The organism is Pseudomonas sp. LBUM1648, from assembly GCF_059716145.1.
Genome location: NZ_CP166808.1, coordinates 3,021,227 through 3,038,692, shown reverse-complemented (window position 1 = coordinate 3,038,692; position 17,466 = coordinate 3,021,227). Strand labels below are relative to the sequence as shown.

Genomic DNA, 17,466 nt, shown 5'->3' with positions numbered 1-17,466 from the left:
ACGCAACTCAGTCTTTCTGGTCACGCAACACATTGCCCGACGCACCGTCGATACGGAACTCATAGACGACGCCGTCCGCTTTACGTCCTTCGCCCTCCCAGTAGCCATCGTTATCCGCCTCGATCTTGTAAATCTCCACGTAACCGGCCTTGGTCTTGGCTGTTTCGATGGCTTTTTCGATGGTAATCCAGCCAGCCCCCGGCTTGTCCGCCAGCGCTGCACCCGCAGTCAGCAAAGTGGCTGTAGCAATCAGGGCGGCGAAAGTCTTCTTGATCATTTTTTCACTCCATTTGTGGATAGTGGTCATTGGTGTCCTGTTTTTTGGGCGCCTGAGCGAAAAATAAGTTCCACTTTGATGGGCAAATGCCATGACGGTTGTTCTCGGTGACTTCCCGGCAAGGTTAGAATGCGCGAAATCAGGACGAGTCAATGACCCAAGACACTCTCTCGGAAGCCGAATACGATGCGATCACCGATGCCGCCGCGCACTGGTGCATGCGTCTGCATGCCGTCGACTGCACGGACGAAGAGCGTCGCGCATTCGAACAATGGCACGATGCGCATCCCCTGCATGCGTTCGAGTATGAAGCCATGCTGGAAATCTGGGACGTTGCCGAGCACTTGCCTCGGCCGGAACCGACGCTCGCTGTGCCGATTCGCCAGCCTTCGCGCGCGTGGCGCCAATACGCGATCGCCGCAGGTGTCTGCGCGCTGGCATTGCCGCTGGCCGCTTATACAGGCTGGAACCTCGGCTGGGTGCCCAACAGCTATCAGCACTTCTCGGCCACCGACAATGTGCGCCAGGTCACCTTGAACGACGGCAGCCAACTCGAACTCAACCTGAACACTGATCTGACCTTCAGCAACTACAAGGACGAACGCCGGGTCACGCTGAAAAAGGGTGAAGCGTTCTTTAACGTCAGTCACGACATGGCGCACCCGTTTGTCGTCCGTGCGGGTGAAGGCAAGATCCGCGTCACCGGCACGCGGTTCAACGTCTGGATGTATGAGGATCAAGTGCGGGTGAACCTGATCGAAGGTTCGGTGCTGGTGAAAAGTAATACCGCTTTGCCGGGCGATGGGTTGAGTCTGGGGCCAGCCATGCAGGCGCGTTACAGACATGGCGACTACATACCGCAGATCAGCCAGACCTACGCCAACGACACTGCGCTGGCCTGGCGCAATGGCAAACTGGTGCTGGACAATCTGGCGCTCAATGATGCCCTGCCGCTGATCAACCGTTACCTGGACAAGCCGTTGATGCTGGCTGACAACAGTACCGGTTTGATTCGGGTGGGCGGCATCTACAACATCAAAGAGCTGAACAACCTGGCCAACTCCCTGCCAAAAGTCTTGCCCGTCTACCTGACACGCAACAAGGAAGGCAACCCAGTGATCAATCCGATGCCGCAACAACCGCCAAAAAACTGAAGGCCGCGCCCCTTTCGGGATGCGGCCTTCAATTGTGTCTCAGGTCATGCCGTGTTTACTGCGCGGCGACTTTCCCCGCCTTGTCCACCGCCTCACGAATGGTCTGTACTTGATACTGCGGATCGGCCTTGATCTGCTGTTCGGTAAACGGCAGCACACTCCACTGTTTCTTCGAAAATGCCTCGGTCTGATCGCGCGAATACTTCGATGCCGGATCGCTGGACAATGAGAACGCCAACAACCCTTGTGCGTGCGGCCCTTTGTCATCGAACGTCACCACTTGCAGGTAACTGGTGCCGCTGACCACCTCAAGTTTGCCGTCCTCGCGTGGCACGCTCTGGATCGCGTTGTAGATCCCCAAAGTGCCCGGCCCGCCATGAATCGGCGTCTGCTGCCCGCCGCTGCTGACCACTTGGATATCCCCCCAACGGGTTTGCGGCGTGAGGCCCATCTTGCCTGCCAGTTCGGCCGACGCCAGCATTGCTGCGCGCAATTGCCTGGCCACCGCTGGCTGCTCGACAGCCAGACCGCGCGGTGTGTGTTGCGCATCTTGTGGATCGAAAGCAACGCGCCAGATATCCGCTGACTCTTGCAACGTTTGCATGATGTTCCGGAAATGCACCAGACCCAGACCCGAATCCAGATTGGCCCGCCCGTCCCACGCCTTCAGGCTGGCACAGACCGGCTTCAGTGCTTGCGCGTCGGCGCCAAGATCCGCTGCGCAGAACTTCAGCAGATCCGGCACGACCTGGCTCGCCAGATACACCTGATCGTCCATCACCATCTGCTGCAGATCCTTCACCGCCACCGAACCTTTCTTGCTCAGGCCAGCCAGGCGATCCAGGGCAAACCGGGAACGCAGACCCAAAGGCTGCCCTTCCTGACTGATCAGTGGCGAGAAGCCGGTGAGCGGTTGCGCCGGGTTGGCCAGCCACGCGGAATCGTTGGAGTGCTGGACGAAGTCCTTGCGCAGCAATTGCGGCAATTGGCTGGAAGCATAAATACCCTTCTGCGCGGCTTGCGGGTCGATGTCCCAGGCACAGCCGCTGTGGGAGCCGTCCAGCACGATCATCCGCGTACCGGCGCGCGGGTCGCTGCACTTGGCCAGTTTTTCATTACTGACGTTCGGCACCACCGACAGGTTCATGTACAGCGTCTGACCCTTGTCATCCACGGCGAGCGTATTGACCCATGGAATGCCTTGAATCTTGTGCACCGAATCCTGCAAATCCTGGAGCGTGGCGGCCTGATTCATCGCATACCACTGCTTCAGCACGCGATCGTTATCGAGGTTGGCATCACGCAGGCTGTAGGCGAACTGATTGTCCCAGTCGAGTTTGCCCGGCCATTGCACAATCGGCCCGAATTTCGAGCTGTAGATGTCGCGCATGACCGGTACCACCTGCCCGTCGGCCTGTTTGACCTGCACAGTCACGGTCTGCTTGCTCATCGGCAGTGATTGGCCATCAAGCAGATATCGCGTCGGGTCTTTTGGGTCGAGTTGCAGGCGATACAACGTGAAGTGCTTGGAGGAATCGACCGTGTGGGTCCAGGCCAGGTGCTGGTTGAAGCCGATGTTGATCATCGGCAGGCCCGGCAAGGCAGCCCCCATGACATCCAGTTTGCCGGGAATGGTCAGGTGCATTTGATAGAAGCGCATACCGCCGACCCACGGAAAATGCGGGTTGGCCAACAGCATCCCGCGACCGTTGAACGAACGCTCACTGCCCACCGCCACGGCGTTGCTGCCACGATCGAGGGCAAAGCGCTGCTGGCGGGCGTCCGCCATCTGGTAGGCGTGTGCATCGTGTTCAACCTGCGCCGTCGCCTGTGGCGGTGTGGCACCCGCCAGCGCTTCGGCAAACTGGCCGACACCGCCTTCGACCAACAGGCGACGGGTCAGCTTCACCAGATCTTCAGGCGCTATGTCACGCACCCACTCGCCCTGACATTGTTGCGGCAAGCCTTGCGGTCGGCGTTCGGCAAGGTAGTGGTTGTAGCCGGCGGCATAACCCTCGACCAGATCACGCACCTGGGCAGGCTGTGCCTGCCAGAACGTTTTGACCGCCTCAGGGGTGTTTAGCCAGGTGAAGAACACATCGCTGACGCGGTTTTCGCGCTGCTCGACGGTGAATTGATCCGGGCCGAAATAGCGTGAACGCTGGCCGTTGACCGTGACGATCTCGTTGGCCAACAGACACAGGTTGTCCTGCGCATAGGCATAACCGATGCCGAAACCAAGACCGCGTTCATCTTGAGCGCGGATATGCGGCACACCAAAACCGGTACGGCGGATCTGTGCACTGGTATCGACGGCCGGGCTGAACGCCTGAGCGGACAGGCTCAGCCCGAAAAACATACCGGCTAGGGTCACTCCGGTTAATTGCCTGGAAATAATCACGCTCGCTCCTGATCGAAATACCGAAGAGCGGATCTGGCGTTGCCGCGCGAAAAACATGCCGGGCAGCGGATCCACTCTGGAAACACCCACGCGTCCACGCGCAATGAGCCTGTCCTGAGAACGAAGCCGGAGAAAAAAAATTTAGCCCGCCGCAGGGCGTTAAGGCAGTGATTACAAGCAAAAGACGAATTTCCGACAAATTTTCTACATTTTTTCTTTCATGATTTGTCGAGCTGATACGTCTTGTTTAGAGAGTTCACAAAAACCTTTCCCGATCAGGCTCTGAAAAGGAGTAATCGCATGTACAACTCGCAACTACCAACGGACGGTAGCCAGGCCCCAAAAGGAGCTTCCATGAGCCCCCACGCGAGCGATTTCGGGCAACGCGTCGAGCGTCACGGCAACGAACGCATCCGCCTGCTGCTGAAAAGTTTCGGGCTGCGCACCAGCCTGATTCGTCTGAAAGTCATCGATGCCCTGCTGGTTGCGGCGCAAAGCGACCGTCGCCTGGGCGTGCGCGGCGTCCACAGCCAATTGCTGGACCTGGATATTCCGCTGTCCTTCCTCAGTGTGCGCGAAGTGCTCAAACGTTTGTGCGCCGAGGGGGTGGTCACCTTCAATGCGGACAAGAGCTACAGCCTGCATCCACAGGCTGCTGCCGTCCTCAACAACGATTGAAGCGCTTGGCGATCGCCGTCAGGGTTTGACCTTGCGGCGCATCACGCCGTTGATAATCACCACGACCACTGCCACACCAATGGCGATGTACTGGAACGTCTTTTCATCGATCTTCCCGGCGTTTTGCAGCCAGGACAGGCCGAGCATGATCGCCAGCACAGACACGGCGATCAGAATCGAATAAATCAAGCGTTGCTTCTGGGTCATTGCGGTTTCCTGAAACTTTGGAATGTATCCGGTTTGTATCCGCTTGCATGCCATGCACTTACCGTTTTACGGGGATGCGCCGCAGCAATCGGGGTCTCATGTTACAGCCGATGAAGAGTTTTGGCTTCATGACGGCATTACCATGAGGAACTTTCAAATGCTGCGTCGAATCACCTGGCTGATTCCCGTTCTCGCCCTGCTGACCCTGAGTGGTTGCATCATCTTCCCCCACGGCGGTGGGCATGGCGATCATCATCGTTTTTACCAGGGAGGCCCTGGCTATTATCAACACCGCTAGAACAGCACAACTCACCCCGCCCGCCCGGCCAAAAATGTACCGGGCAGGAGCGCCACAACCCCGATCAACTTGAAAACAATGCCCGCCACTTCGCGGGCATTTTTTTGCCTCGGAACTTGCCAACCGCCGGCAATTTCCGGCACTACGGAAATATTGGATCCATTAAACAACCTGAAAGCATTGGACATTTAATGTCTCAGCAAAGCGTTAGGCGACGCGAACATCTGCACCTAGTCTCTGGCAACTCTTTCGAGACTTTAAACAGGGATGTCCATGCACAGAACATTAATAAAAATCGGCCCCAGACAATTGATCGGCTTTTGTCTGGCGCTTACCGTTTTTGAACTACTGACCTATATGGCCAGCGACTTGATTATGCCGGCCATGTTGAACGTCACCGCAGAATTACAAGCGGATGCCCATCATGTTCCCTACGCGTTCAATCTTTATCTGTTGGGAGGAGTCTGCCTGCAATGGCTGATCGGACCGCTGTCGGACCAATGGGGTCGACGGCCGGTATTGCTTTGCGGCTGCGCGCTGTTCGCCGCCTCCTGTACAGCGGCATTCATCACCAACAGCATTGAAACGTTCAATCTGCTGCGTCTTGTACAAGGCATGGGCCTGGGTTTTGTCGTGGCGGTCAGTTATCCGGCGCTCCAAGAAGTATTCTGCGAGGCGGATGCCGTGCGCCTGATGGCTCTGCTCGGCAATGTCGCGCTGCTGTCACCGTTACTTGGCCCGTTACTCGGCAGCCTGCTGCTGGAATGGTTGACCTGGCGCGAATTGTTTCTGGGTCTGGGCTTGATAGCGGGTGCCGTCTGGCTGGGGCTGTACGCCTGCATGCCGGAGACCGTAGGCGTTGTGCGCCGGGATGGGTGCCAACCAGCGTCGCGCGCTTTCTCCGTTGCTCAGACGCGACAGCGCTACCTTGCCCTGCTCGGCAACCGCAGGTTCCTTGGCGCAAGCCTCGCGCTGGGCCTGATGAGCTTGCCGCTGATCGCCTGGATCGGGCTGTCACCGTTGCTGCTGATCCAGGTGTCGGGCCTGACATCCCTGCAATACGGCCTGTGGCAAATCCCGATCTTCTCAGCCGTGATTGCCGGGAATCTGATCCTCGACCGCTTGCTGGTCACTCACACGCTACCCCGCTTGATTCGACTGGCGCTTTGGCCGCTCTGCCTGGGCCTGCTGGCGCTGATGGGTTGCGCGTTGCTCGGCGCTGGCCTGGCGCCAGTGGTGGCCGGTCTGGCGCTATACGCCGTGGGACTGGGCATCAGCAATGCCGCGCTGTATCGCCTGGCGTTGTTCAGCACGGACGACAGCAAAGGTCTGGTCTCGGCCATGATCGGCATGATCTCGATTGCCGTGATGGGCATCGGCGGCTCAATCATTGCCGCCATCGGCGGTGGCACTCGCCTTGAATTATTAGCCCTGTGTGCCGCGCTCAGCGGCCTGTTGTGCCTGCCCTTGCTGCACGGCTTCTTGCATGGCGCAAAAACCACCTCTGCTCCAATTCGATAAAGGAATATTGATGATCCACTTACCCTCAAGTGACGCGCTCTGCGCGTCGACAAACCCCTATTGCGTGGATTCAGTGCCGCCTGACCTGTTCAACCAGGCCATGACCGAAATCAGCCGGTTTCACTGCCAGCACACACCCGGCTACGAACATTGGTTGAATGCCAACGGACTCGACGCGCACGATCTGCAGAGTCTCGATGACTGGTCACGCCTGCCGCCGATATTTGCCAACTACTTCAAACAAAAACTGCTGCTCAGCAGCGTTGGTGAAGACGCTCTGGAATTGACGTCCTCCGGCACCAGCGGCCAGAAAAGTCGCATGCGCTATGACGAGCGCAGCCTGGCCGCCGCCCAATTCATGGTCGCGCAGATTTTCCGTCACTACGGCTGGGACACCCCGGACACGCCGTGCAACTACCTGCTGCTCAGTTATGAGCCGCAAGGTCGCATCACCTTGGGGACCTCGTTCACCGATCAGTTTCTGTGTCGTTTCGCCCCTCCCCATCGCGTGGTCTACGCCCTGCGCAACAATGGTAACGGCCATCAATTCGACGTGTTCGGCGTCATCCAGGCCTTGCAGTCGTTCGCCGAAGAAGGTCTGCCGGTGCGCATCCTCGGCTTTCCGGCCTTTCTCTGGCAAACCCTGCAACGCATGCAGGACACCGGCGTGGGCAATATTCAATTGCCCGCAGACTCGCTGGCCTTCTTCGGTGGTGGCTGGAAAACCCAGGCCGCCGACGAGATCCCCAGACAGCAGCTCTATGCCCGCATCCACCGGCAATTGGGCATTGAAACGTCCCGTTGTCGCGATGGCTACGGCGCCGTCGAGCACGCCGTGCCTTACATCGAATGTACTCGGCACCATTTCCATGTCCCGGTCTATTCGAAGGTATTTGTTCGCAATCCGGCAGATTTATCCCTACTGCCCTACGGTCAAAAAGGTTTGCTGAGTTTTGTCTCACCCTACATCTCGTCCAGCCCTGCGCATGCCGTCGTGATGAGTGACCTGGCCACGCTACACCCCGGCGCGAGTTGCGGCTGTGGACTGGCCAACGATTGGTTCGAACTGCATGGCCGCGCCGGTACAACGGCGGGCAGAAGCTGCGCGATGGCGGCAGCCGAATTGCTGGGGGGGCACTGAGATGTATTTGATAAATGGGCATCTGCACGACACCTACAACTTCGAAGACGCACTTGAATGCCTGCAACAGGATCTTGCGCAGCACCTGAGTACGCCGCTTGAAAGCAGCACCGTGGTGACGGCCGCCACACGCTTTGCCGAGCAATTGCGCGACACCCCCGACGCGTTCGCACTCGATACCGAACAACGGCAAGGCCTGATCGACTTCTGCGCCGCGGAAAAATTGCAGGTCAAACTGCAACGCGAACTCGGCACGCAGCCCGACTCTTTGCGCCGGATCGATTATCGGCAAGCGCGCTTCGAATGCTGGAGTCCGCTCGGGTTGGTGGTGCACATCACCCCGGGTAACGCGCCGCTGCTGGCATTCTGCGCGGTACTGGAAAGCCTGCTGGCGGGCAACGTCAATTGGTTGCGCCCCAGCAGCAGCGATCAGCATCTGACCGCCCGACTGCTCGACGCTTTGCAGCAATGCGACCCGAGCGGACAACTCGCCGGTTACGTTGCCGTATTGCCGGTCGGCACTGCGCAGATTGGCCGATTGTGCCAACGCGCCAACGGTGTCGCGGCCTGGGGCGGTGAATCGGCCCTGCAAGCGATTCGTCAACAGATTCCAGCGGGCTGCCGCTGGATCGATTGGGGACACCGCATCAGCTTCGTCTACCTGACAGCCGATGCCGCCACGCCGCAGGCCCTGGACGCTGTGGCGGATGAAGTCTGTCGGCTGGATCAGCAGGCCTGCTCAAGCCCGCAATGGTTGTTGGTGGACAGCGACGACCCGGCAGTGCTGCGCGACATCGGTGAACGCCTGGCTGCGGCTTTCGAACGGCGCAGCGGGCAATGGCCGGCACTGCTGCCCACGCCTCAAGAGGCGTCGCAAATCACCACGCACATGCAAATGTCCCGGCTGGCGCAAAGTTTTGCCGATCAAACCGGCCATGTCTGGAGCGCACCAGGCTGGCGGGTGATCTGGGCACATGAGCGCCAACTCGGTCCTTCGCCATTGTTTCGCAGTGTGCTGCTGCATCCCGTGCCCCGAGCGCTGATCACTGCCTCTCTGCTGCCATGGCGCAATGTCCTGCAAAGCTGTGCCCTGCTGTGCGCCGACTCGCACATCGGCGAACTGGCCCGGACGTTGATTTCTGCCGGTGTGACACGTATCGCGCCAATCGACGGCATCCACGATGGCTATGACGGTGAACCGCACGATGGCGTCTATGCGTTGCAACGGCTCAGCCGGCGCGTGTCTGTCAGCTTGCCTGCCGCAGTGCTGGCAAACCATGTCACCCTCGACCGCACGCCAACGCCCGCGTTGCTTCCCGGCCGGCCGATCATGAACAAAGAAGCGTTCATCGCCCAGCCGATCAACGCACAAGCCCAGTTGTATTTCCGTTCGGGAGGCAGCAGCGGTACACCGGCGTTGTCGGGTTACAGCCATCGCGATTTCCAGCGACAGATGCGCGCAACCGCCGACGGTTTGTTCGCCGCGGGCCTCGACCCATCGCGGGATCGGGTAATGAATCTGTTCTTCTGTGGCGGGCTGTACGGCGGCTTTCTGAGCTTTGCCAAAGTGCTCGAGCTGCTCGACATCACGCACCTGCCCATGGGTGCCCCGACCGACGATGATTACCGTGAAATCGCCCAACTGATCGTCGATCAGCGCGTGACCGTACTGATGGGTATGCCAAGTACTCTGCACCGCCTGTTCCTCAACGAACGGCAACGACTGCAAGCCTATGGCGGGATCGACAAGGTGTATCTCGGCGGCGAGCACCTGAGCGAACAGAGCCGGACACTGCTGCGCAGTTGCGGCGTGTCCAGCATCCGCTCGGCGATCTACGGCAGCGTCGACGCCGGCCCCCTCGGTCACGCCTGCCAAGCGACAGGCGATGGCGTGTTCCATCTGATGACCGACACCCAGCATCTGGAAATCGTCGCGTTCGACGATGATCGCCCCGTGGCTGACGATGAAACCGGCCGACTGCTGTTCACCTCCATCGCACGGGAAGGGCAGCACGTTCAGCGGTACGACGTCGGTGACAGCGGACGCTGGTTGTCCGGCCCCTGCGCCTGCGGACTGACCTCACCGCGCTTCGAACTGCTGCAACGCCACGGCAAGCTGATCCGCATCGGCACCGACTTCATTTCATTGAGCGAATTGGCGTCGCACCTGCAAGTGCCGTTTCAACTGCTGCTCGATCATGCGCCCGACGGCCTCGAGCGCATGCAACTGCGTAGCGAGCTCAACGCACAGGAAGTCCGGGCCCGGTTAGCAAATTACCCCACGCTGGCGACCGTTATTGAAACCGCTCTGTTGGTTCTGGAAGTTGAGGTCTGCGCCACGCAAAACTTCACGCGAAACAAACACAGCGGCAAAACACCGTTATTGATTGATTCGCGACGTCAATAAAAACCACGAATTCGATTAGCCCTTTATTGAAAAAGAGAACGCTGTGAAAACAACTGATTCCGTAAACGAGTTGATAACGTTTGCTCGCCATCACTCGCACTATTATGGGAAACACTTCGCTTATATTCCCGACACAATTACATCGCTCACACAACTACCCCTGATTGATCCGGTTGAATATTGGAGCGACAGTCAGATCCTCAGCCATTGGCCGGTTCTGACAGGATCGGTAGAACAGGCACTGGTATTTAAAACCGGCGGTTCAAACAGTGCCGGCAAACTTTCGGTGTATACCCGGGATGAATGGCGCGGGTTGGTGCGTGAGTTCGGTAGCAGCCTGAATTGGCAATTCAAATCCGGTGACCGAGTGGCCAACCTGTTCTTTGCAGGTGATCTCTACGCCAGTTTCCTGTTCATCCACGACTCCCTTGCAAATGTGGCTGAAAATATCACCGAATTTCCATTCACTGGCGATGTCGATTCGGCCGTTCTGGCCGAAGCGATCATGCAGAATCGGATCAATGTGCTGGCAGGCTTGCCCGCCCACCTGCTGACCTTTGCGAGCTGGCTCAAGCATCGGGGGCAGACACTGTCCGGCGTTGATACCCTGCTCTATGGTGGAGAAAGTCTGTTTGCTTCACAGCGCCACCTCCTCAACCGGGCGTTTCCCAATGCGCGCATCAGCTCTATCGGTTACGCCAGCGTCGATGCCGGCTTCATCGGCGCTAACCATCGCGACTGTGCCGACGGCGAGCATCGCATGCATGACGGTCACGCCCTTCTGGAGATCATCGACGAACAGTCCGGTGAGGTGATCGAGGCGTGCGATCACGCGGGCTTGTTGGTGATCACCAACTTCAACCGGCGCCTGATGCCGTTGATTCGTTACCCGGTTGGCGACCGTGCCTGCTGGCGCGAGCCCGCCGGCACTGCGCAGCGCAAATTCGCACTCAAGGGCCGCAGCGCGAACAGCCAACGGGTACGGGTGGGTATTTTGTCGCTGATCCCTGATGAACTCGCCGAACTGGTTCGACGCACCGCCGCCAGTGACGACTGGCAACTGGTCATAGAACAGGTCGCGCACAAGGACGTATTGAGCCTGAAATGGGTGGCAACCGCCCAATCCACCACCATGGCCGAGGTCAATCTGGGGCTGGAGGCCGGGCTTATCGAGTTGTACCCGTTGATCACGCAACTGCAGGCAGACCAACTTATGGATCTGCAAGTGCGCTGTTGCACGCTTGAAGATCTGCCACGCCATCCTCGCTCGGGCAAATGCCTGCGCGTGCTGGATCTGCGCCGCTACGAACACAACGACAAGGAGTTGGCCGATGGAACAGTTGATCCTGCGTAACTATCGCGAAACCGATGCGACGGCCGTCAGCCAACTTTTCCGGCAGGTCTATGGCGACCATTACGTGCAGCCCCATGTGTACCTGCCGCATCTGATCAGCCAGAACCACGCCGACAAGCGCTGGCACTCGCTTGTCGCCGTGGTCGGGCAACAGATTCGCGGCCACGCCACGCTGTTTCGCGACACGAACTCGTACACCGCCGAGCTGGCATTGAGCGCCGTACATCCTGATACCCGCGGGCAAAACATCGCCACGCGCCTGGGCCAGCAACTGCTGGCGCACGCACAAGCGCTTGGCTGTCACGACGTATCAATCAAACAGGTGACCCATCATCCGTACACGCAACGCATGGCAACCACCCTCGGCTTCCACAACACCGGACTGTTGCCGGATTACGTGCCCTCACCGTTCGGTAGCCCGGCGCCTGAATCGATTGTCCTGGGCTGTCGCGTCATCGACGGCTATCAACGCCCTTTGCCCAGGCAGACCTGGCCGGCCAGTTGCCGGGCCTTCATGCAGCATCTGTGTCGGGTATTCGGTACACAGGAGCAAATGATTCAATGGCGTGGCCCGGCGATTCAACTTGAACAACACGCCAATCGGCATGACATGCGAATCAAGGAATTGGACCCTGGCCTGCTAAAACAGATACGGCGACTGCCGCAGCACTGGTTGATTTCTATCCGGCTCGGGCTGTCGCAGCACTTTGCCCGCGACCTGGACAGACTGGCAGCCATAGGATTTGTGTTTACCGGGCTGGCACCCGTTGACGGAAATGAAGGGGGATGGCTGGCGCTTTTCCATCGGGGTATGCACCCGCGTGCGCTGGCGCTGCACTGCCCGAACATGCAACGTCTGCACGATCAGATGCAACTGCAAACCGCAGACACCTGGCATTGAAAAAACGGCCCGCTCCTGGCGACCGGGCCGTTTTCAAAACTCAGGCCTTGGCGCTGATACCCTTATCGTTCGGTGTTGCTACGCTGCGGCCATTACCCATGCCGTAGGTCTTGAGGTTCTGCAACACATAGATGGCCTTTTTGTATTCAGGGATCAGGCCATTGGCGTACTTGTCGCCCTTGATGTTGTTGGTCTGGATGGTATCCAACTGCGTGGCGAAGTATTCCAGCGCGTTGAACTTGGCGTCGGGGTCTTTCGGCACGCCGAACCGATCAAACTTGTCGCCAGCATTAAGCAGCGTCATGGCGGTGATCTCGGATATCAATCCACGTCCGCGCAGAAAAGCACTCAGATTGCCCAGACTTTTGGCCGAGACGTTTTCCGGATCGAAGCCCTTGACGTTTTTGTGCAGCTTTTGTCTGTCCATTTCAGCGATGTTGAGCGCGTTGGGATCATTGCCCACCAGGTTCAGCATTTGCTTGACCTTGGCGCTTTGCGTTACCGGTTTTCCGCGAGTACCGGTGTCCTGTACCAACAGACCTGCCTTGCTTTGCCAGGCCCCGGTGTAGCCGATAGTCATGGGTAAGCTCCTTGAAAGACGAGCATGAAAATGTCCTTTTGATCGACTTGAATGCGCAGAAGTATCTACCGGCCAACTAATGGCACCAACTCTTTTCATGCATCCGTTTACAATTCTTGTACATTCTCGATACAAATCGACAAACGCCCGTAAATGCTGGCCCGCAAGTTCTCTTCCAGACAATTTTCATTAGGCTTTTTGCACTAACGAACCGCCTGGTTAGTTTGTATGTATCAAACCGGATACCTCCCGGCCATCGGGTCGCGTCTTTTTAGTACGCCTGTACCTAAAGCTTCTCGACATAGCGACGATACGTTAGGCATACCCCCACTGTTTACCCCACGCCCCCTAATAAGAAACGCAGCTCAAGGACCGGTCTCCATGCCCGCATTCCGCACCATTCAGGCTCGCTACACGCTGTTTCTGGTTCTGTTCATTCTGTTGTTGTCCGTACTGACCGTGGTTGGCATCAGCCAACTGGTCGCTCCCAAGCTGCGTCATACCGAAGAACAGGTAGTGCTCAACCGCATCGCCGAAGTCGCCGAACAGATTCAGGGCGAACTGAACAAGGTTCAGGCGCAACAGCGCAGCATCACCCAGACCATCCCACTGCTCGACAGCGCGGCCATCGACTCGGTGTTGCCGGGTCTGGTGGATCAGTACGGCGAGCTGAAGGTGTTCGGCGGCGGCATCTGGCCTCTACCGGGCCAACGTGAAACCGGGCGCGACAAGTTCAGCACCTTCTGGCACCGCGATGCCTCGGGCAAACTGGCGGTCAACACGTTCTGGAACAGTGACGCGGCCCCCAACTATTACGACCAGAGCTGGTACAAGGGCGGCATGGCTACGCCACGCGGTCAGTGCGCCTGGGCCGCGGCCTACAAGGACGACGCCAGCGCCGAGCCGCGCACCAACTGCGCCATGGCCATTCAGAAGAACGGCAACGCCTGGGGCGTGTCGACCATCGACGTGACACTGGGCTTCTTCAATGACCTGGTGGCCCGCAAGGAAAAAGACCTCAACGCTGAAATGCTGATCGTCGAGGCCGACGGCAAGATCATCAGCAACAGTTCGCGCATCAGTGGCCCGATCGTGCTGAAGAACATCAGCGAACTGGCCGCCAGCTCCACCTTCGCCAGTCAAGTCAAAACCGGCCTGCAAAACCGCGATCAGGCGCAACGTGTCGAGTTCGACAACAACGGTGAAGCCAGCACCTTCTTCATGCGCCCGATCGAAGGCACGCCGTGGTTCCTCGCCACTGCCCTGCCGACGAAAATGCTCACCGCCCAGCGCGACGACGTGCTCAGCACGCTGAGCCTGTTGCAGATCCCGATGGTGATCCTGCTGGTGCTGTTGCAACTCTATGCGATTCGCCAGTTGGTGCAGCGCATGAAAGCCTTGAAAGCCAACATCGACCTGCTCTCCAGCGGCGATGCCGACCTGACCCGACGCATCACCATCCGCGCCGAAGACGAACTCGGCGCCATCGGCCATTCGGTCAACACCTTTATCACTTACCTGCAAAACATGATCGGCGAGGTCACCCAGGCCACCGGCGCCATGGCGTCGAGTCTGGACAACCTGCAGCGCACCTCGGCGCACACCAGCCAGATCCTGTTACGCCACGCTTCGGAAACCGATCAGACCGTTACCGCTATCACCGAAATGAGTTCGACCGCCGAGAGCGTGGCGCAGAACGCCGCTGAAACCGCTGCGTTCACCCAGCGCGCCAACGAAAACGCCGACCGTTCGCGGGTGGTGGTGGGCGAGGCAACCAACAGCGTTGTGGCGTTGATCGACGAAGTGGCCAGCGCCACCCACAAAGTTGAAAACATGCAACAGGACGCCCAGCGCATCACCGAGATCCTCGGGGTGATCGGCGCAATTGCCGGGCAGACCAACCTGCTGGCCCTCAACGCCGCCATCGAAGCGGCCCGTGCCGGCGAGCAGGGTCGTGGCTTTGCCGTAGTGGCTGACGAAGTGCGTGCCCTTGCCGCCCGCACCCAGGCCAGCACATCGGAAATCAACGAGATGTTGACTCGCCTGACCCAAGGGGTGAGTTCGTCGGTCAGTGCCATGGAAAACACCCAAGCCAGTTGCCAATCGGCCGCCGATGCCACGGCACGAGTCAACTCCGGGCTGGATGAAATGGCCGGCTCCGTCAGCCACATCAACAGCCTGAGCACACAAATCGCCACCGCCGCCGAGCAACAGAGTGCAGTGACCGAAGAGATCAACCGCAGCATGGTGCAGATCCGGCACATGGTCGATGAACTGGTGCAAAGCGGCCAGGCCAGCGAACTCAACACCCGTCAGCTGCTGGAAGCCAATAGTCGCGTGAGTGCGATCATGGGGCGGTTCAAGGTAAGTTGAGCCTCTGACAAATTTGTAATCTCTCGCTCAGCAGGCTGTCAGGGTTGATCTACGATCATCCTGCCAGCCTGCGCTGTATCAACTTGTAACATTGCGTTGATGCGGGACAGGATAATTCGGTCAAACTGCGTTCTTTTTGGCTGCCATCCAAGTCGAGAGCCCATCATGCGAACCCACCTGCGTCTGGTCGCCCTGAGCGCCCTGTTCATCTCCTCCCTGGCGCAAGCCGCCGACCTGATCCCCATTGAAGTGCATCGCGACGCGAACTGCGGCTGCTGCAAAAAATGGATCAGCCACCTGGAAGCCAACGGTTTCAAAGTCGAAGACCACGTCGAAAGCGACATGAGCAGCTTCAAGCAAAAACATGGCGTGCCGCCGCGCCTTGCCTCCTGCCACACCGGCATCATCAACGGCAAATTCGTTGAAGGGCATGTGCCGGCCGAACAGGTATTGGCGTTGAGCAAGCGTGACGATTTGCTCGGCGTTGCCGCACCCGGCATGCCGATGGGCTCACCCGGCATGGAAATGGACGGCATGAGCGATGCCTATCAAGTGATCGGCCTGAAAAAGGACGGCGCTGACGTGGTGGTGGCGGACTACCCGGCCCATTGATGGGCGCTGCTTACATCGGCTTGTTCTTTGCGGCATTCGGCGCGGCGACGCTGTTGCCGCTGCAGTCGGAGGCCTTGCTGGTCGGGTTGATCGTCAGCGACCGTTACTGGCTCTGGGGTCTGCTGGCGGTCGCGACGCTTGGGAATGTGCTTGGTTCGCTGGTCAACTGGTGGCTGGGCCGGGAGCTGGAGCGTTTTCAGGATCGACGCTGGTTTCCGGTCAGCGCCAGGCACATGGCCACGGCTCGCAAGCACTATGAGCGTTACGGGCATTGGTCGCTGTTGCTCAGTTGGCTGCCGATCATTGGCGATCCACTGACCCTGATTGCGGGCGTGATGCGCGAGCCGCTCGGGCGTTTCCTGCTGATCGTCACCCTCGCCAAAGGCGCACGTTATGCCGTGCTGGCCATGCTGACGTTGGGCTGGCTCGGTTGAACATTCAGGCCCGGAGATTGCCTGTGTTTAACGTCGCCCTAATCCGGCCATTTCAGCATCCGCCGATTTCAAACGGAGTTTGACCTTATGTCTGTCACGATTTCCCGTTGGCTGCCGGGCTTGTTCCTTACCGCTGCCCTGCCCCTGTTTGCCCATGCTGCAGCCACCCCGGCCGAAGGCCCGGCATACGGCCCGGAGTTGCAGGGCTTTGAATACCCTTACACGCTTAAACATTTCGCCTTTCAGTCACAGGGTAAATCCCTGCAGATGGGATACATGGACGTCGCCGCCCACGGCAAGGCCAACGGCCGCACCGTCGTGCTGATGCACGGCAAGAATTTTTGCGCGGCGACCTGGGACAGTTCTATCAAGGCCCTGAGCGAAGCGGGTTACCGTGTGGTCGCACCGGATCAGATCGGTTTCTGTACCTCCAGCAAACCGGACAATTATCAGTACAGCTTCCAGCAACTGGCGACCAACACTCAGCAGTTGCTCAAAGCGCTGGGCATCCAGAAAGCCACCCTGCTCGGCCATTCCACCGGCGGTATGCTCGCCACCCGTTATGCGCTGTTGTTCCCTGATCAGGTCGATCAACTGGCACTGGTCAACCCGATCGGTCTGGAAGACTGGAAAGCCCTCGGCGTGCCGTATCGCACGGTGGATCAGTGGTATCAGCGCGAACTCAAAGTCACTGCCCAAGGCATCCGCGACTACGAGCGCACCACTTACTACGATGGTCGCTGGAAACCGGAATTCGACCGTTGGGTCGACATGCTCGCAGGCCTGAGCAAAGGCCCGGGCAAAACCCAGGTGGCCTGGAACTCGGCGCTGATCTACGACATGATTTTCACCCAGCCGGTGTACTACGAGTTCAAGGACTTGAAGATGCCGACCCTGCTGCTCATCGGCACCTCCGACACCACCGCCATCGGCAAGGATCTGGCACCGCCAGAGGTGAAAGCGCAAATCGGTCACTACGACGTGCTCGGCAAACAAGTGGCCAAATTGATCCCGCAGTCGACACTGGTGGAGTTTCCCGGCATGGGCCACGCTCCGCAGATGGAAGAACCGGCGCAGTTCCACAAGGCACTGCTCGGCTGGCTGGACAAGACCAATCCCGTTCGTTGA

16 protein-coding genes and 2 pseudogenes are annotated in these 17,466 nt (G+C 58.8%); 13 read left to right on the top strand and 5 right to left on the bottom strand.

All coding sequences use genetic code 11. The features are described 5' to 3' along the window. Positions 1 to 7: 7 nt before the first annotated feature. The gene (locus ACA043_RS13900; RefSeq protein WP_305443496.1) at positions 8 to 277 is read right to left on the bottom strand and encodes a PepSY domain-containing protein; all 270 of its coding nucleotides are present in this window, start codon (positions 275 to 277) and stop codon (positions 8 to 10) included. 152 nt (positions 278 to 429) lie between these two features. Here ACA043_RS13900 and ACA043_RS13895 point away from each other — a divergent pair, with 152 nt between their 5' ends. Then, a complete protein-coding gene (locus tag ACA043_RS13895; RefSeq protein ID WP_489879841.1) occupies positions 430 to 1,431 on the top strand; it encodes a FecR family protein in 1,002 nt (333 codons plus the stop codon). A gap of 55 nt (positions 1,432 to 1,486) precedes the next feature. Here the strand turns inward: ACA043_RS13895 and pvdQ are convergent, their stop codons facing one another. Next, entirely contained in the window at positions 1,487 to 3,832 is a 2,346-nt protein-coding gene (pvdQ, locus tag ACA043_RS13890; RefSeq protein WP_497659477.1) for a bifunctional acylase PvdQ, read from the bottom strand. Between the two features lie 300 nt (positions 3,833 to 4,132). Between pvdQ and ACA043_RS13885 the strand changes: the two genes are divergently transcribed. Then, entirely contained in the window at positions 4,133 to 4,510 is a 378-nt protein-coding gene (locus ACA043_RS13885) for a fe2+ zn2+ uptake regulation protein (RefSeq protein ID WP_497659476.1), read from the top strand. A gap of 18 nt (positions 4,511 to 4,528) precedes the next feature. Here the strand turns inward: ACA043_RS13885 and ACA043_RS13880 are convergent, their stop codons facing one another. Continuing rightward, positions 4,529 to 4,717, bottom strand: coding sequence for a hypothetical protein (locus ACA043_RS13880; RefSeq protein WP_187678337.1), 189 nt, complete (start codon positions 4,715 to 4,717; stop codon positions 4,529 to 4,531). Between the two features lie 157 nt (positions 4,718 to 4,874). Between ACA043_RS13880 and ACA043_RS13875 the strand changes: the two genes are divergently transcribed. Continuing rightward, positions 4,875 to 5,015, top strand: a complete 141-nt coding sequence (locus tag ACA043_RS13875) for a hypothetical protein (RefSeq protein ID WP_187678336.1) — start codon at positions 4,875 to 4,877, stop codon at positions 5,013 to 5,015. An 11-nt stretch (positions 5,016 to 5,026) separates the two neighbouring features. Here ACA043_RS13875 and ACA043_RS13870 read toward each other — a convergent pair whose 3' ends face one another. Then, positions 5,027 to 5,203 (bottom strand): hypothetical protein, encoded by a 177-nt coding sequence (locus ACA043_RS13870; protein ID WP_497659475.1) that lies wholly within the window; start codon positions 5,201 to 5,203, stop codon positions 5,027 to 5,029. A gap of 85 nt (positions 5,204 to 5,288) precedes the next feature. Between ACA043_RS13870 and ACA043_RS13865 the strand changes: the two genes are divergently transcribed. From ACA043_RS13865 to ACA043_RS13845, 5 genes are read left to right on the top strand one after another with little or no spacing between them, the layout of a single operon-like run. Next, the gene (locus tag ACA043_RS13865) at positions 5,289 to 6,536 is read left to right on the top strand and encodes an MFS transporter (protein ID WP_497659474.1); all 1,248 of its coding nucleotides are present in this window, start codon (positions 5,289 to 5,291) and stop codon (positions 6,534 to 6,536) included. Positions 6,537 to 6,546: 10 nt separating this feature from the next. Next, positions 6,547 to 7,677, top strand: coding sequence for a LuxE/PaaK family acyltransferase (locus ACA043_RS13860; protein ID WP_497659473.1), 1,131 nt, complete (start codon positions 6,547 to 6,549; stop codon positions 7,675 to 7,677). Position 7,678: 1 nt separating this feature from the next. Beyond that, entirely contained in the window at positions 7,679 to 10,084 is a 2,406-nt protein-coding gene (locus ACA043_RS13855) for an aldehyde dehydrogenase family protein (protein WP_497659472.1), read from the top strand. A 43-nt stretch (positions 10,085 to 10,127) separates the two neighbouring features. Then, entirely contained in the window at positions 10,128 to 11,438 is a 1,311-nt protein-coding gene (locus tag ACA043_RS13850; RefSeq protein WP_497659471.1) for a phenylacetate--CoA ligase family protein, read from the top strand. Further along, positions 11,416 to 12,339, top strand: a complete 924-nt coding sequence (locus tag ACA043_RS13845) for a GNAT family N-acetyltransferase (RefSeq protein ID WP_489879834.1) — start codon at positions 11,416 to 11,418, stop codon at positions 12,337 to 12,339. Before ACA043_RS13850 ends, ACA043_RS13845 begins: the two co-directional genes overlap by 23 nt. Before the next feature lie 40 nt (positions 12,340 to 12,379). Here the strand turns inward: ACA043_RS13845 and ACA043_RS13840 are convergent, their stop codons facing one another. Then, positions 12,380 to 12,919, bottom strand: coding sequence for a hypothetical protein (locus ACA043_RS13840; RefSeq protein WP_187678329.1), 540 nt, complete (start codon positions 12,917 to 12,919; stop codon positions 12,380 to 12,382). A 228-nt stretch (positions 12,920 to 13,147) separates the two neighbouring features. Between ACA043_RS13840 and ACA043_RS13835 the strand changes: the two are divergent. From ACA043_RS13835 to ACA043_RS13815, 5 genes and pseudogenes are all read left to right on the top strand, one after another. Next, positions 13,148 to 14,431: pseudogene (locus tag ACA043_RS13835) on the top strand (HAMP domain-containing protein); the annotation flags it as partial. A gap of 339 nt (positions 14,432 to 14,770) precedes the next feature. Beyond that, positions 14,771 to 15,292 (top strand): annotated as a pseudogene (locus ACA043_RS13830) (methyl-accepting chemotaxis protein); the annotation flags it as partial. 165 nt (positions 15,293 to 15,457) lie between these two features. Next, on the top strand, positions 15,458 to 15,904 hold the full coding sequence (locus tag ACA043_RS13825; RefSeq protein WP_187678327.1) for a DUF411 domain-containing protein: 447 nt from the start codon (positions 15,458 to 15,460) through the stop codon (positions 15,902 to 15,904). Next, a complete protein-coding gene (locus ACA043_RS13820; protein ID WP_187678326.1) occupies positions 15,904 to 16,338 on the top strand; it encodes a YqaA family protein in 435 nt (144 codons plus the stop codon). The genes ACA043_RS13825 and ACA043_RS13820 overlap by 1 nt, the downstream gene beginning before the upstream one ends. Positions 16,339 to 16,425: 87 nt before the next feature. Then, positions 16,426 to 17,466 carry an alpha/beta fold hydrolase gene (locus ACA043_RS13815; protein ID WP_497659470.1) on the top strand — a complete coding sequence of 347 codons (1,041 nt, stop codon included), beginning with the start codon at positions 16,426 to 16,428 and terminating at the stop codon, positions 17,464 to 17,466.